General features: G+C 63.9%; 20 protein-coding genes, 1 tRNA gene and 1 pseudogene. 10 read left to right on the top strand and 12 right to left on the bottom strand.

Going from position 1 to position 14529, the window contains the following annotated elements:
* Positions 1 to 67: 67 nt before the first annotated feature.
* Positions 68 to 1912: pseudogene (gene thiC, locus JW805_18225) on the top strand (phosphomethylpyrimidine synthase ThiC).
* Positions 1913 to 2011: 99 nt separating this feature from the next.
* Here thiC and JW805_18220 read toward each other — a convergent pair.
* The 6 genes from JW805_18220 to JW805_18195 all read right to left on the bottom strand — a co-directional run bounded on the left by JW805_18220 (position 2012) and on the right by JW805_18195 (position 3729).
* A complete protein-coding gene (locus JW805_18220) occupies positions 2012 to 2689 on the bottom strand; it encodes a hypothetical protein (protein ID MBN2973947.1) in 678 nt (225 codons plus the stop codon).
* Positions 2631 to 2801 carry a hypothetical protein gene (locus JW805_18215; protein MBN2973946.1) on the bottom strand — a complete coding sequence of 57 codons (171 nt, stop codon included), beginning with the start codon at positions 2799 to 2801 and terminating at the stop codon, positions 2631 to 2633. The genes JW805_18220 and JW805_18215 overlap by 59 nt, the downstream gene beginning before the upstream one ends.
* A 42-nt stretch (positions 2802 to 2843) precedes the next feature.
* Positions 2844 to 3137, bottom strand: a complete 294-nt coding sequence (locus JW805_18210; protein ID MBN2973945.1) for a DUF488 domain-containing protein — start codon at positions 3135 to 3137, stop codon at positions 2844 to 2846.
* 74 nt (positions 3138 to 3211) lie between these two features.
* Complete coding sequence (locus JW805_18205; GenBank protein ID MBN2973944.1) at positions 3212 to 3475, bottom strand: Txe/YoeB family addiction module toxin; 264 nt, start codon at positions 3473 to 3475, stop codon at positions 3212 to 3214.
* Complete coding sequence (locus tag JW805_18200) at positions 3420 to 3614, bottom strand: type II toxin-antitoxin system Phd/YefM family antitoxin (GenBank protein MBN2973943.1); 195 nt, start codon at positions 3612 to 3614, stop codon at positions 3420 to 3422. The genes JW805_18205 and JW805_18200 overlap by 56 nt, the downstream gene beginning before the upstream one ends.
* Positions 3580 to 3729: a type II toxin-antitoxin system Phd/YefM family antitoxin gene (locus tag JW805_18195; protein MBN2973942.1), complete on the bottom strand. Its 150-nt coding sequence runs from the start codon at positions 3727 to 3729 to the stop codon at positions 3580 to 3582. The genes JW805_18200 and JW805_18195 overlap by 35 nt, the downstream gene beginning before the upstream one ends.
* Positions 3730 to 3738: 9 nt before the next feature.
* On the opposite strand from JW805_18195, the gene JW805_18190 reads away from it, so the two are divergent.
* From JW805_18190 to JW805_18175, 4 genes are all read left to right on the top strand, one after another.
* Positions 3739 to 4188: a VOC family protein gene (locus JW805_18190; GenBank protein ID MBN2973941.1), complete on the top strand. Its 450-nt coding sequence runs from the start codon at positions 3739 to 3741 to the stop codon at positions 4186 to 4188.
* 45 nt (positions 4189 to 4233) lie between these two features.
* Positions 4234 to 4461: a hypothetical protein gene (locus JW805_18185; GenBank protein MBN2973940.1), complete on the top strand. Its 228-nt coding sequence runs from the start codon at positions 4234 to 4236 to the stop codon at positions 4459 to 4461.
* The gene (locus JW805_18180; protein MBN2973939.1) at positions 4436 to 4711 is read left to right on the top strand and encodes a GNAT family N-acetyltransferase; all 276 of its coding nucleotides are present in this window, start codon (positions 4436 to 4438) and stop codon (positions 4709 to 4711) included. The genes JW805_18185 and JW805_18180 overlap by 26 nt, the downstream gene beginning before the upstream one ends.
* A gap of 286 nt (positions 4712 to 4997) precedes the next feature.
* Entirely contained in the window at positions 4998 to 5195 is a 198-nt protein-coding gene (locus tag JW805_18175) for a hypothetical protein (GenBank protein ID MBN2973938.1), read from the top strand.
* 209 nt (positions 5196 to 5404) lie between these two features.
* Here the strand turns inward: JW805_18175 and JW805_18170 are convergent, their stop codons facing one another.
* The 5 genes from JW805_18170 to JW805_18150 form a co-directional block, all read right to left on the bottom strand.
* Positions 5405 to 5650: a DUF3253 domain-containing protein gene (locus tag JW805_18170; GenBank protein ID MBN2973937.1), complete on the bottom strand. Its 246-nt coding sequence runs from the start codon at positions 5648 to 5650 to the stop codon at positions 5405 to 5407.
* Positions 5651 to 5669: 19 nt separating this feature from the next.
* Positions 5670 to 6134, bottom strand: coding sequence for a winged helix DNA-binding protein (locus JW805_18165; protein MBN2973936.1), 465 nt, complete (start codon positions 6132 to 6134; stop codon positions 5670 to 5672).
* Between the two features lies 1 nt (position 6135).
* Positions 6136 to 6588, bottom strand: a complete 453-nt coding sequence (locus JW805_18160; protein ID MBN2973935.1) for a hypothetical protein — start codon at positions 6586 to 6588, stop codon at positions 6136 to 6138.
* A gap of 45 nt (positions 6589 to 6633) precedes the next feature.
* Positions 6634 to 6978, bottom strand: a complete 345-nt coding sequence (locus JW805_18155) for a hypothetical protein (GenBank protein ID MBN2973934.1) — start codon at positions 6976 to 6978, stop codon at positions 6634 to 6636.
* Positions 6979 to 7041: 63 nt separating this feature from the next.
* Complete coding sequence (locus JW805_18150; GenBank protein MBN2973933.1) at positions 7042 to 7587, bottom strand: helix-turn-helix transcriptional regulator; 546 nt, start codon at positions 7585 to 7587, stop codon at positions 7042 to 7044.
* A 1422-nt stretch (positions 7588 to 9009) separates the two neighbouring features.
* Here JW805_18150 and JW805_18145 point away from each other — a divergent pair.
* The 3 genes from JW805_18145 to JW805_18135 are packed head-to-tail and all read left to right on the top strand — an operon-like array spanning position 9010 to position 12094.
* On the top strand, positions 9010 to 10230 hold the full coding sequence (locus JW805_18145) for an efflux RND transporter periplasmic adaptor subunit (GenBank protein MBN2973932.1): 1221 nt from the start codon (positions 9010 to 9012) through the stop codon (positions 10228 to 10230).
* Complete coding sequence (locus JW805_18140) at positions 10227 to 10907, top strand: ABC transporter ATP-binding protein (protein MBN2973931.1); 681 nt, start codon at positions 10227 to 10229, stop codon at positions 10905 to 10907. The genes JW805_18145 and JW805_18140 overlap by 4 nt, the downstream gene beginning before the upstream one ends.
* The gene (locus JW805_18135) at positions 10904 to 12094 is read left to right on the top strand and encodes an ABC transporter permease (GenBank protein MBN2973930.1); all 1191 of its coding nucleotides are present in this window, start codon (positions 10904 to 10906) and stop codon (positions 12092 to 12094) included. The genes JW805_18140 and JW805_18135 overlap by 4 nt, the downstream gene beginning before the upstream one ends.
* Positions 12095 to 12339: 245 nt before the next feature.
* Here the strand turns inward: JW805_18135 and JW805_18130 are convergent.
* Positions 12340 to 12413 (bottom strand) — tRNA-Gln (locus tag JW805_18130).
* Positions 12414 to 12496: 83 nt separating this feature from the next.
* On the opposite strand from JW805_18130, the gene JW805_18125 reads away from it, so the two are divergent.
* A complete protein-coding gene (locus JW805_18125; GenBank protein ID MBN2973929.1) occupies positions 12497 to 13597 on the top strand; it encodes a Ppx/GppA family phosphatase in 1101 nt (366 codons plus the stop codon).
* On the top strand, positions 13594 to 14265 hold the full coding sequence (locus tag JW805_18120; protein ID MBN2973928.1) for an RlmE family RNA methyltransferase: 672 nt from the start codon (positions 13594 to 13596) through the stop codon (positions 14263 to 14265). Before JW805_18125 ends, JW805_18120 begins: the two co-directional genes overlap by 4 nt.
* The last annotated feature ends 264 nt before the right edge of the window (positions 14266 to 14529 follow it).

Below are 14529 nucleotides of genomic sequence, written 5' to 3'. Positions count from 1 at the left end.
GCGTAGGGAGTGGAAGCGGCGCCCGCCACCGGACCCCGCCCCCTCTCCCGAAAGATGGAGAGTGACAATGGCAGACGTCCCCGCCCGCACCGAACTGAAGGTGACCACCGGCCCGATCCGCGGCAGCCGCAAGATCCACGTCGGACCGCTGAACGTCGCGATGCGCGCGATCGACCTCGAGCCCTCGTCCGGCGAGCCCCCGCTCAACGTCTACGACACCTCGGGCCCCTACTCCGACCCGAATGCCCGCATCGACATCATGGCAGGGCTCCCGCAACTGCGCCGCGACTGGATCATGGCCCGCGGCGATGTCGAGGCCTATGACGGCCGCGAGGTCCGCCCCGAGGACAACGGCCAGCTCGGCCCCGACCGTTCGGGCGTGTGCCGCAATTCCCCAATACCGTCCGCCGCCCCTTGCGCGCCAAGGCCGGGCCAACGTCAGCCAGATGCACTATGCCCGCCGCGGCATCATCACGCCCGAGATGGAATATGTCGCGACCCGCGAAACCTCGGCCGCGAGATGCTCCGCGACTACGTCCGCGACGGCAACAGCTTCGGCGCCGCCATCCCCGACTACGTCACGCCCGAATTCGTCCGCGACGAGGTCGCCCGCGGCCGCGCGATCATCCCCAACAACATCAACCACCCCGAAACCGAGCCGATGGCGATCGGCCGCAACTTCCTGGTCAAGATCAACGCCAACATCGGCAACAGCGCGGTCGCCAGCAACGTCGCGACCGAAGTCGACAAGCTCGTCTGGGCGATCCGCTGGGGCGCGGACACGGTCATGGACCTGTCGCCGGCCGCAACATCCACGACACGCGCGAATGGATCATCCGCAACGCGCCGGTGCCGATCGGCACCGTCCCCATCTATCAGGCGCTCGAAAAGGTCGGCGGCATCGCCGAGGAACTGACCTGGGAGATATTCCGCGACACGCTGATCGAACAGGCCGAACAGGGCGTCGATTATTTCACCATCCACGCCGGCGTCCGCCTGCCCTACGTGCCGCTCACCGCCAAGCGCGTGACCGGAATCGTGTCGCGCGGCGGCTCGATCATGGCGAAATGGGGCCTCGCGCACCACAAGGAGAGCTTCCTTTACGAGCGCTTCGACGAGATCACCGGAGATCATGAAGGCGTATGACATCGCCTATTCGCTCCGGTGACGGCCTGCGCCCCGGCAGCATCGCCGACGCCAACGATGAGGCGCAGTTCGCCGAGCTCTACACGCTGGGCGAGCTGACCAAGCGCGCCTGGGAGCAGGACGTCCAGGTGATGATCGAGGGCCCCGGCCACGTGCCGATGCACAAGATCAAGGAGAATATGGACAAGCAGCTGGAAGCGTGCGGCGAGGCGCCCTTCTACACGCTCGGGCCGCTCACCACCGACATCGCGCCGGGCTACGACCATATCACCAGCGGCATCGGCGCCGCGATGATCGGTTGGTACGGCACCGCGATGCTCTGCTACGTCACGCCCAAGGAGCATCTGGGCCTGCCCGACCGCGACGACGTGAAGGTCGGCGTGGTGACCTACAAGCTCGCCGCCCACGCCGCCGACCTGGCAAAGGGCCACCCCGCCGCCAAGCTGCGCGACGACGCGCTGAGCTGCGCCCCGCTTCGAATTCCGCTGGCGCGACCAGTTCAACCTGTCGCTCGATCCCGAGACGGCCCGAGCAATACCACGACCAGACGTTGCCCGCAGAAGGCGCCAAGACCGCGCACTTCTGCTCGATGTGCGGGCCGAAGTTCTGTTCGATGAAGATTACCCAAGAGGTCCGCGACTTCGCGGCGAAGCAGAATGCGCCGGTCGAGACCTTCGTTGCGGCGGAAGAGGCTGAGGCGGGGATGAGGGGAATGGCAGAGTCCTATGCCGCCCGAGGATCAAACCTCTACCTACCTCAAAATTAAAAGATCATTGAGGTTTGCGTCGTTTCATCGAGACGGATCATGCCTACAAGCAGCCATTGATTCTGCGTGCCAAACTCGGCGTTTCTTCTTTTGTGGGTGCTAAAACCTAAAAACAAGGCCAGCAGCCATGTATTCGTCCTCGTACTTCCGTTTGAGGGCGGCTATGGCTGCTTGCCGGCCATAGGCCCGCTCAAACCGCATGAATGCGGCAGAGGTTTCCCAATCGTCGCAGTCATGCTTACGGTCTTTTCCGTCCTCATCGCGCCACTTCGCAACAAAGCGCATTGGGCAGGGAGTAAGCGGCTTTGCTGTCGCATCAAACATGGAAAGCTGATTAGCCAACTCTCCATGTTTGACTGCCTCATCTGCAATTTCGGATGAGGATTTTGGGTGAGCTTCAAGTAATAGGCTTCTGGGCCGGATCAGAGTCAATGACTCTCGATGGGCATCTGCATCTGCGAACGATGCACGTATCAATGGCTGAAGAAAACTTGCACGCTCGGTATTTTTCACTGAACCTGAAACTTTGAGCGATTCGGGAATAACCTTTTGACTTTCTTGGCGGATATCTTCTTTGGATTTTGTAAATTGATATTGTATCCAATCCCATCGCTTAAATTTCTGCCCCTCAGCTAAAATTCGGAATGGCACCGGATACTGTCTGCGCCATTTTCTATCCCGGCCCACGCCGGCGCAACAAACAGTCTCAAAATATTTGCTAGAGCGATGAGGCTGCGCCTTGATCAGAATGAAGCATTCGTCGTTTGCTGCCGCCATTAGCCGCTCCGAGACTGACGCCGAGGTGCCTAGCTTTGATCCCAAGGCGATTTTCGAGAGCTTCCGCTACGATCTTTCGATGACAATCGTGGTGGTCTCGCTCAAAACACATCAGACATACGCTACTTGGACTGTGTCAACTGTTCAATTTTGTCTAGCGCATCGGCTGCGCGTCCGTCTTCATGACCTCGCCAAAAATTTCCTGAAACAACTGCCTCTGGCCACTGCGGGCGGCAGCCCGTCCTTCTGCCGGATCACCTAGCTGGCGAAGATGCACATACAAGATGCCTGCTTCCGAGAGGGCTTCGCTTAAGCTAGTCTTGGAAAATCCTGGCCGGCGCGACTGCGCACGATCCCGAATGTCGACGAGTACGGTTGTACCTGCCAACCGCAAGGTCGCGATAAAATCTGGAAGCGTGGATCGCTCGTAGCCTATGGTTGCCAGCATGTCGTCACTCCAAACTCGTGACGGGCCCATACAGATATTCGCTTAACCATCAATGATGCGTGGCTAGGCTCGAATCAATAATGATACCGGCACTGCGCCACCTGCAGCACCTGCTCGACTCCGCTGCCAGCCACCCGGTACACCAACCGATGCTCGTGGCTGATCCGGCGCGACCACCAGCCTGACAGGTTGCCGCCGAGCGGTTCGGGCTTGCCCGTGCCCTTGAACGGATGCCTGCGGCATTCTTCGATCAACGCATTGATCTTCGCGAACAGCTTCGCGTCAGACTGCATGTCGAGATATTCGGCCCAGGATCGCGACGAGAACCGGACGTTCACGGCGGATCAGCTCATGCTCCTCGCCGCCGCCCGCCTCAAGCTCGCGGATGCTCTCCAGCAATCGCTCTGCATTCTTTGGCGAGCGCAGCAGATAAAGCGTCTCTTCAATCGAAGCCCATTCGCTCGCCGAAATCAGCACTGCCCCCTCCTGTCCGCGCTGGGCGGGTGATGGCGAGGGGGGCGCGGTCGGCGACGACCTTGTCGATCATCGACTTCAGATTCTCGCGGGCTTCGGAATAGCTGACGGCGTGCATGCACTTTATATGGACAATTCCTTGTCCAACGTCAATGTGGGCGCCGTGCCCCACCTCGCCCACATCAACCTGGTCGTCCGCGACTATGATGAAGCCCTCGCCTTCTACGTCGGCAAGCTCGGCTTCAACCTCGTCGAAGACAGCGCACAGCCCGAGCAGGACAAACGCTGGGTCGTCATCCGCCCGCCCGGCGCCGGCCCGCACGCAACCACCATCCTGCTTGCCCGTGCCGCGACGCCCGAGCAGGCGCGCGGGTCGGGGATCAGACAGGGGCGGGTCGCCGTCTTCCTTGCCACCGACGATTTCGACCGCGACCATGCCCGTTTCACCGCCGCGGGCGTGACGTGGGTCCGGCCGCCGGTCGACCAGCCCTATGGCCGCGTCGCGGTGTTTGCGGACCTCTACGGCAATCTGTGGGACCTGATCGGCCCCGCGCCGGGCGGCGCTTCGGCGGGCTGACGCCGGCGCGGGACAGGCGAGGCCGAGCGCGCTACGACGTCGCCCATGCTCACCATCCTGCCCTATACCGACGCCCTCGCGCCCGCGTTCCGCGACATCAACACGGCGTGGATCGCCGACATGTTCACGCTCGAACCGCATGACGAGCATGTGCTGTCGCACCCGCGCGAGGCGATCATCGACCGGGGCGGGGTCATCCTGTTCGTCGCGCATTCCGGATCACGGCGTCATTGGCGCGGGTGCACTGATGCCGACCGGCGGGGGTGCGTATGAGCTGACCAAGATGGGCGTGCGCGCCGACGTCCGCGGCTCGGGCGCCGGGGCGGTCCTGCTCGACGCGTTGATCGCGCGGGCCCGGGCGCTGCCCGATCTCACCATGCTCTATCTGCTCACCAACAGCGCCTGCGCGGCGGCGATCCACCTCTATGAGCGCGCCGGCTTCGTCCATGATGCCGAGATCCGCGCGCGCTACGGCGCGACCTATGCGCGGTGCGACGTCGCGATGCGATTGTCCGAAGGCTGAACCCACGCGAGCCGACGACCCGCCTCATATCGCTCTCCGGCGCTGGTCGGAGGGGTTGCCGGCGCAAGCCCCCACCCCCACGAAACCCCAGGGCTCGCAACGGCGCCGGGGCACGGGCGGTTTGCCCCCTTCAAATGTTGGAATTTGTCTGATCTACGCTGGTCGATGGACCAGACACCGCCCGCGCCCGTAGCGCCACCGCCCGCCCCACCCCGCCCCGAACGCGCCCGCTGGACGCCGGCGCGGCAGCGGATTTTTTCTGACCGCGTTGCTCGACAGCGGCTGCGTGTCGCAGGCCGCGCGGGCGGCGGGGATGTCGCGGTCGAGTGCGCATCGCCTGCGCGCGCGGCTGGCCGGCACGCCCTTCGTCCGCCACTGGGACGCGGTGCTCACCGAGCATGCGCGGCGGCTGGCCGATCCCTTCGCGCGTCCGCCTGCGCCGCAGCGCCCGACCGCCGGCGGCGCGCCGGGGCCCCGCGGGTGAGAACGAACGGGCGCGGCACCGGCGCGGCATCGTCGCCCGACCGGCGCCGGGCTGGCGCAGGGGTGTCGCGTCGGTCTCGCACCGGTGTCGCGTCAGTGTCGCGCCGGTGTTGCGCCGGTGTCGCCCGGGCGTCCCGCCGGCGGCGCATCGTCCGAGAAAACGCGCATTGGCGGCAACTTCGTCAACTTCGGCTGCGGCCGGGGTGCGCGTCAGTGCGGATGCCCGATCCGATACGGCCCGCTGCGCAACCGCGACGCGGCCCCCTTCCAGCGCAGCGCGACGCGGCCGCCCTCGACCAGCGCATCGACGGCGGCGTGGACCGCGGGCATCTCGGCCCGCCAATCCGCCGCCTGCCCCTTCGCCGTCGCCAGCACGCGGGCGGCTTCGCTGGGGCAGATCGTCGCGTCGTCGGCGCGGGCGGCGAGCAGGGTCAGCACGGCCTCGGTCGGGGTCATGCCGCCCGTTCTGCGCCCGCTACCGTGCGTCGAGCAAGACCGATGCGCGGTCCAGCCAGGCGTCGAGCAGCACGATCGCCTTGTCGCTGGCGCGCACGAACGACCGGCGGCCGTCCTGCGGGTCGCGCCGCCGCTCGATCAGCCCGCGCTGCTCCAGCTCGCGCATGCGTCGGAGCGCCGTCGAGGTCGCGGCATTGGCGCCGATGCACACGCTCGACACCGCCAGGATGCGCCCCTCGCGCTCGGCCTGGTACAGGTCGAGCAATATGTCCCAGGCGGGTTCGCCGAAGAGATCGGCGTCGTCGCCGAACATCTGGTCGCGGGCGCGGCGCAGGCGATAGAGCTTGCCGGCCAGGTCCGGGTGGCGGGCACAGCTGGATCGCAACAGGCGTTGCCGAGCGCTCGCCAGCATCTCCTCGATCTCGCCGATCGTGCCGAGGGCTTCCTGCGCACTCGACACATTGGGGTGGCGCCCCGCGTTCATGTCAGCCTCCCGGCGACAGCGCCCGGTTCCACGGCGGATCCTCGCCATACCGCCGCACCCGTGCGCGGTGCCGCCAGGCCCCCACCGCCAGAATGATCGGATTGGGATAGCTCCAGGCGGCAAGCGCCACCGAATAGGACCAGGGCCGCAGCGTCGGCGACAACATCAGGAGGTGCGTGACGACCGTGTTGACCAGGACAGCGGCCATCCACATCGGCCAGTATCGCTGCGCATAGACCGACAGGATCAGGACGCAGGCCAGCATCGCGGCATCGACCGCCAGGATGCCGGTCTCGATCACCTTGAACCGCTGCGCCCCGGCGGTCGGGACCAGCTGCGAGGCGACGACCGCGCCGAGCAGCACGGCCACCCCGATCCTTTCCGGCACCCCGCCCCGTATCGCCGCGTAGAGGGAACACGAGACGAGCAGGGCCAGATAGAAGAGGACGTTCATCGTGCACGATCGAGCCTTTGTCTGCAGCGACTGTCAATGCGGTCATCAGGCGACCGCGGCGAGCGTCGGCAGGGCGCCGTGGGTTTCCTTGCCGTCGGGCGTCTCGAAGATGTCGCCCTGGCCCAGCACGTCGTGACGGATCGCCGCGGCTTTCAGTTCGCCATGCGCGCTCTTGATGTCCTTCATCGCAGCGAAGACCTTGCTGGTCGCATCGCCGATATAGTCGACCGCGCGCTGCGCCTCGAGCGGAAGGAAGGTGCCGTCGGCGCGCGCGGTCAGCACGGCGGTGCCCATGGCGAGGACCTTGAGCGCGGCCTGGTTGGCGGCGAGCTCGGCCGGCTGGAGCGACCGGGCGATGCGGACGGCCGCAATCGTCTTGGGAGAAGGCATGACGGATCTCCTTCGCGGCCACCCCTTGGCGACCGCGTCGATGGTTTGCACTGTTCGGAAAGGTCAGAAGACCAGGTCGTGAAGAGCCCGGAGCCCGTTCAGGAAATTCGCCGCCGCCAGGAGCATCGCCAGCGACAACGCCGCGATCCAGCCCAGACGGGCGGCAGGTTCCAGATCATTATACTGCCTCCCTTGCCGGAGGAACGGGAGCCGCAGCCTGGGGCGGCGGTCGTGTCCGGCTGGGGTCATTATGGCTGCAATCGGGGCCGGTTCGGCAAGCCCGGCCGGCTGGGTATCCAATGGCTGGGTATCCCCGGCAGCCGGCGCCTCCGCCGCCTCCTCGGGCAGGGTCGCCGGTTCCAGTGCAAGCGCGCGCGTCTCGACCGACCCGGCGCCCCCTTCCTGCGCCGCGATCGCATCCCACCGGCGCGCCGCATCGCGCCGGGTGGCGACCCCAAGGGTGCGGATCGCCCGCTTGAGATGCAGGTCGACGGTGTGGTGGGAAATGCCGAGCTCGGCAGCGATCTCCTTCGACGACAGCCCCTGGCCGACCAGGCGCAGGCAATCGATTTGCCGGTCGGTCAGTCGCAGGGGATCGTCAGCGGACATCGTCCGCACTTTGCGCACAAGCCGGCGCCGATCTCAACCGAAGTGACGTCGACCGCCACATCGAATGCAAAATTTTTCGGACTCTCGGAACTGCAATCCGGTTCGAACCAGGACAGGTCGAAGCGACAGCTTCGCGTTCAAGCCGTCGATGGCGCCGTCTTTAGTCCGGCCCGCCCATATCGCCAATCGGAACTTCCGCCAGCAGGCGGTGTCGGTGTTCGACGCAGGCGTGGGATCGGGCGCGACAAAAAGATCGACGCGCCCGGCCTAAGGGACGGATCGTCGTTACGGTCGGGGACGGTGTCCTTCCCGACTTTGAGAACAAGGCATACACGCCGAACAGTACCCAAAGCACCATTTTAATCAGGAATTTAGCTCTAATATTTCAGAGTGATCGGCTTCATCGCATGCTACTAATGACATTTGCATAAGAGCAAAATTGGATACAAATTTAATTTGCATTACGTCAAAATAATCAATAGAGAATCGGCGTAATATTTTCAGCAGACAATTTCAAATAATTGACGCCCGACGATCAGGCTAAAAAAGGTAAAACATAAGGAAGTTATACTCCTATCTTCAAGCGCCGCACCGGCAATCGTAAGGCTCGTGGCTGCTGCATAGCCCACTAAACGCGTAAGAGATTGCCCCAACTTGCAACCATATTTGGACAACCGAGCGCAGCACAACCGGCGACATGCGTTGATACGGCTGAAACTATCCCTCGTAGCAACTGCCTTTACGCTTTCCGCAGGGGGAGCAACGGCCGCATCGTCGTCTGCCCGAATCCGCCAGTGCAATGCTTCGGAGTCGGTGGCAAAATGGGCCATCCCCAAAGCCTTCATCGGAGCGACGGTAATTTATCGCTTCTCGGACGGATCATCGAGCAAATTTGCCACACAGCTGAAGAACGCCTCCGCCACTACCGTATCAAGTCGGAGTATTTCATCCGACCGGGCAGCGCTATGCTCGGTCAAAAGGGCGACTATTCGCGATCTTTATTCGGCATACTGTCATTGCAGGATGGGGTACCCGGGGACTTTATCTATCGCCGATGGCGGTACGGTGCGGCGGCGGATGGTATATGGCACGCCCCCGTCGGGCAGATCACGTCCATACCTTTTGATGAATACTCGAACATCAACGGATCGCCGCGGACCATCAATGGCCAGATGCGGGTGAAGCTCCTGGGTTGCGCTGACATAAGGACTGGCCAGCTTACCGAAGCTGCGAAGGTGTTCCGGTGGTCCGTCCCGTCAGGGTCCGGGATGTCAGATCAGTACCGGCGGTGGAAAGCATCACGATACAGGATCTGCGATATTACATCTCGATCCGTCATGGTCTCATGCTGCGTCAAGATGGAGTGGGTGGCGCCACGATTATCGATCAGATCCTACGGTGAACGGACAAAGACGAGGCGTGATGTTTGGAAATCCCGTCCGGCCGTTGCTTCCGCTGATCCTTCTTACCTTGCTGTCCTGTTCGGACCGTGAAGATCAGCAGCGCTATGAAACGATCGACGTTCAGCGCGGCGACTTACGAGACATCGTCCAGGCCGTCGGCGATGTCCGCCAGCCCATCGAGATGATGGTGCCGGTTCTTGCCGACGCGCAGGTCGTGTCCGTTTCCGCCCGACTGGGTGATCACGTCGTAAAGGGACAGCCGCTTGCGCGCCTTTCGCTGCGTGAACCATCCGACGCTGCGAACGACGCTTCGATTGATCTCGAACAGGCGCGCATTGCGCTTGAGATCGCCCACAATCGGCAGGCGAAGGCTGCGGCGACCTTTGCCGGCGTCAAGCAGCTTCATGAAAAAGGGTTCGTTCCGAATGCGCGATTGGCTGCGGAAGCAAAGGATCTCGAGTCCGAGCAACTCAATGTTCGCAGTGCGGAGCGCAAGCTGGCGGCGTTGACGTCGAGAACATCCCGCCTGCGGACCCGGGTCGCTGAGCAGGAAATCCTTCGATCACCCTGTTCCTGCACGGTGGAGGATGTTTCGATCGTACCGGGTCAGATCGTCGGTCCCTCGCTCGCCGATGCGTTCTACCTGGCGGGCGGCGGCGACGCGCTTCAGGTCAAGGTAAAGGTCCCCGAACAGGATCTTGCGCGGGCACAGCAGGCGGAAAACATACGGTTCAGCGTCGATACGGCTCCAAACGAGACTTTTCCTGCGACCATCGCCTACATCAGCAACCGCCCGATCAAAGAGGGTCGGTTCATTTACTATACGATCTCGCTGTCGTTTACGCGTTCGAACCCGACCATTCGCCCCGGTATGACAGCCAATGTCGAGTTCGTGAATGCCGATGCACGCAACGTACTGAAGGTGCCGGTGAAGGCACTGTATTTCCGCCCCCCTGACTATATTCCGCTGATGACGCCCTCGATGACGAAGGCGCTGCAGAGTGCGAAAGATGCCGAGGAACGGCGACTGGCGATCGCTATGGGGGAAGGATATGAATTCGGCTTTCTGTTTTCGAAGGGGCTGCGGCGAATCTTCGTGCTGGAGGGCGGAAAGCCCGTTCGACGGCTGATCCGGGTAGGTGAACAGGGAGAGGATGTCTTTGCCGCGATCAGCGGCCTGCGGCCCGGCGAGACGGTCGTGCTGGGCGAGGCACGCCGGGTCCCTCCGAAAGAAACATGAGCCCGCTTATCGAAGCGCGCGGCGTCAGTCGCCGGTTCGGATCCGGCGCTACCCAAACGACCGCGGTGGATAGTGTCGACTTCGATCTGCATGCAGGCTCGTTCGTCGGCGTGATCGGGCCGTCGGGCTGCGGGAAATCTACCCTGCTCAACCTGATCGGTCTGCTCGACGCGCCGAGTGCCGGTACGCTGCGGATCGGCGAAGAAATCGTGACACCCGGCAAGCTGGATCGTCGCATCGCGCGTCTACGGCGGGACCGGATCGGCTTTCTCTTCCAGGATGCAGGGTTGCTGGCGAATATGTCGGTCATCGGCAATCTGACGCTGCCGCTGCGCTACATGGGCTGGTCCGGCAAACGAGCCCGGGAGAAGGCCTTCATGAAGCTCGCGGAGTATCATCTGCATGGCTTCGCAGACAGGCCGGTCGACAATCTGTCGGGTGGCGAGCGACAGCGGATCGCACTGCTGCGTGCGCTTCTGAAGGAGCCAGCGATCCTCATCTGCGATGAGCCGACGGCGTCGCTAGACGAGGCGAACAGCCTCGCAGTCATCGACGCGCTGGCCGCATCCGCAAGCCGCGGAACCTTGGTCGTGTGTTCCACCCATGACCCGCTTGTCATGGGCCGGTTGTCGCGTCGCCTCGCTATGCATCGGGGACGTCTCGAGGCGGATGAATGAACATCACGCTGCAGTCGGCGCTTTGGGGCATCGGCTCCGCCCGCTGGCGGAGTGGGACGATATTGATCACGGTCATGTGTGCTGTGAGCTCGGTCTTCTTCTGCACCGCGATCATCGGAGGCTTCGATGACATCCTGCGTCGGATGAGCTTCGGACGCTCTGCCTTTACGCTAACGATTCGTGCGAACGAGATCACGAACGAACGAGTAGGCCCGCCGAGTCTGGATGATCTGACATTCCTTCGCCAAGCCATGCCGCGAGCGACGGAAGCGGCGACTTGGACGACGGGCCGAGCTGCAGTCCGCTTCGAAAACGGCGCCGCCAATATTCCGGTCTATGGCGTGCTCGGTCAGTATCGGTCCGAACTGGATACGCCGCTTGCATCAGGCCGGTGGTTTACCGAAACCGAACTGGAGGAGAATGCGCGCGTCTGCCTGCTCGGTAGTGGCGCGGCAGATCAGCTCGGCGATGGCGCGACCGTGGGTCGAACGCTGCATCTTTCAGGCGTGAGCTGCGAAATCATCGGCGTGTTGCGATATCCGGATACACGTCCGGCGCGTCGTTTCGTCGACGCGGCGATCCTGCCCTTCCAGATCGTCAAACGATATTTTGGCCAGGAGGAGGAGCCGCGGCGAGCGGTGAGTTGGCTTACGCTCTTCTTTCCGGAAGGCGAAGACATGGCGGCCGCGCGAACGAGCGCAGACACGCTTCTGCGAAAGCGTCACGGTGTGCCGCAGACCCGGCTTTCGCCCTATCTCTTCGACGATCCCGAGGCGAGCGTCCGTGATCAGGAACGTCAACGGAACATGGTGGCGCGATTGCTTGCAAGTATCACGGCCATAGTCATCCTCGTCAGCGTCATTTGCTATTGCGCCGTGACGATCGCCGCTTGCCAACTTCGCCGGCGCGAATTCGCGATCCGGATGGCAATGGGTGCGCTCCGCCATAACGTCGCGCGACAGATCATCATCGAGAACCTTATTCTCACGATCGCGGGCTCGTTTCTCGGTGTGGCCTGCGGCTATTTACTGGCCCTCGTGGCGAGTTCTGTCTGGGACTGGCCGATCGCGATTTCCTGGCGGTATGCAGCCGCCCTAATCGCGTGCAATTTGGGCCTCGCCGCGTGTATCGGAAGCTATGGTGGGTGGTTAGCGGGCTCGACGCCCCCGGCCTCCGCGGCAAGATGACGTCACCGGACCGGAATGCCGGCCCGAGCCGCCGCGCCAAGCCGTCGGTTCCTCGAGGGACATTCGAACAATCCCGAACGCTTCCAGCTCGAAGGAAGCGCCGCAGCTTCATGCTGTCCGGCCAGCGCGGGATGCCGCCACTTCAGGAAATGGCGAGGGTTCGGATGCTCGCTGATATCAGGAAAGGGCGTCAAAAGCGCCATCCGGATCTAGGCGCGATCGCTACCTGATACCGCAATCGAAGATGGATGCCCGACAAGGATTCGAACCTTGATTGACGGAGTCAGAGTCCGCTCTCTTACCATTAGAGGATCGGGCAACGATCCATTGGGAGGCGGGCCTCTAGTCGCAAGTCGTCGAGGCTGTCAACCACTTATGCGGACGTCTCTTGTCGATCGTGCGATGAACCGTTACCTTCGCATCCAAGCACCGAACGACCGGTTCGCGGTCGTGACGGACGAGAACGATAAGAAGAAAGTTACGGCCGTGGGGGATGTTTCCGCCCGAGGGCCGTACGGACCGCGTGCCCACGCGCCCCGTCCGGCCCCACGATCGCCAGCGCATGGCCGCTGGCCGCAGGCGCGGCATTACGCCGCGCTGGATCTTGGCACCAACAATTGTCGCCTGCTCATTGCCCGGCCGCAGGGCCAGGGCTTCGCGGTCGTCGACGCCTTCAGCCGGATCGTTCGGCTGGGCGAAGGCCTCGCTGCGACCGGTCGCCTGAGCGACGAGGCGATCGAGCGGACCATCGCTGCCTTGCGGGTGTGCGCCGACAAGCTGAAGCGCCGCGACGTGGCGCTCGCCCGCTCGGTCGCGACCGAAGCGTGTCGCCGAGCTACCAACGGCCCGGAGTTCATCCAGCGTGCGTACCGCGAGACGGGCATCATGCTGGACATCATCTCGGCAGAGGAAGAGGCACGGCTGGCGGTGCTCGGCTGCCACGCGTTGATCGAGCCGGGCGAGGGGGCGGCGCTGGTCTTCGACATCGGCGGCGGGTCGACCGAGCTGGTCCTGGTCGACACGCGCAGCGCGGTGCCGACCGTGCTCGACTGGCACAGCGCGCCCTGGGGGGTGGTGTCGCTGACCGAAAGCGCGGCGAAGGACGGCTATGCCGCGATGCGCGCACTGGTGCGGGCCAGCTTCGCGCCGTTCGCCGGGCGCCTGCCACGCGACGTCGAGCGGCGGCGGTTGCTGGGCACATCGGGCACGGTGACGACGCTGGCCAGCGTACACCTCGGCCTCGACAGCTATGACCGCTCGGCGGTCGACGGACTCATCATGCCGGCGGGCGCGATGCGCGACGTCAGCCGACACATCGCCAGCCTGGACGTCGCCGGCCGCGCCAAGGTGCCGTGCATCGGCCCCGAACGCGCCGACCTGGTCGTCGCGGGCTGCGCCATCCTGGAGGAAATTCTGGACATCTGGCCCGCCGAACAACTCGGCATCGCCGACCGCGGCATTCGCGAAGGCATCCTGCGCCGCCTGATGGGGACCCGCCAGTGAGCCGGGGCGGCAGCGGCGGGCGGACCCGCGTCAAGACCGCGCGCGGACGGACAGCCCAATCGACCCGCTGGCTCGAGCGGCAGCTGAACGACCCGTACGTGAAGCGCGCGAAGGCGGAAGGCTATCGCAGCCGCGCGGCGTACAAGCTGACCGAACTCGACGAGCGATTCACGATCCTGCGCGGGGCGAAGCGGGTCGTCGACCTGGGCATCGCGCCGGGTGGATGGGCGCAGGTCGTACGCAAATACTGCCCCAAGGCCGCGATCGTCGGCATCGATCTGTTGCCGGTCGACCCGATCGACGGCGTCACCATCTTCCAGATGGACTTCATGGACGACAAGGCGCCCGACGTGCTGATCGAGGCATTGGGCGGCGCGCCGGACCTGGTCATCTCCGACATGGCGGCGAACACCGTCGGCCATCCCCAGACCGATGCATTGCGCACCATGGCCCTGGTCGAAACCGCGGTCGCCTTCGCGATCGACGTGCTGGAGAAGGGCGGCACCTTCGTTGCGAAGGTGTTCGCAGGCGGCGCGGATTCGGCGCTGGTGGCCGAGATGAAGCGCAATTTTACGAGCGTGAAACATGCCAAGCCCCCGGCCAGCCGGAAGGGGTCGAGCGAATGGTATGTCGTGGCACAGGGATTCAAGGGGAGGGCAGCGGAATAGCGCAGCTATTCCGCGTCACGGCCCGACCCACGGCCGGCGTCGCCTAAGCGACGACCGACGACGCGGCTTCGCCGCGGCGGGGCCATGACCGTTACGCTTCCGTCGTTGGGTGCCGAGCGAAGTCGAACCACTGTCCCTGTTCCACATTACGCCCGCGCATCGCCGGCGGCACGAAGAACGGTGGTTCGACAAGCTCAGCACGAACGGATTGAATTGGTCTCCACTCCGCCGTGTTCCCGCAAGGCGGGAGCCTAGGTGTGTCGG

The organism is Roseomonas aeriglobus (assembly GCA_016937575.1).
GTDB lineage: Bacteria > Pseudomonadota > Alphaproteobacteria > Sphingomonadales > Sphingomonadaceae > Sphingomonas > Sphingomonas aerigloba.
The sequence above is the reverse complement of the archived record's forward strand: the minus strand, read 5'-3'. Positions and strand labels throughout refer to the sequence as shown.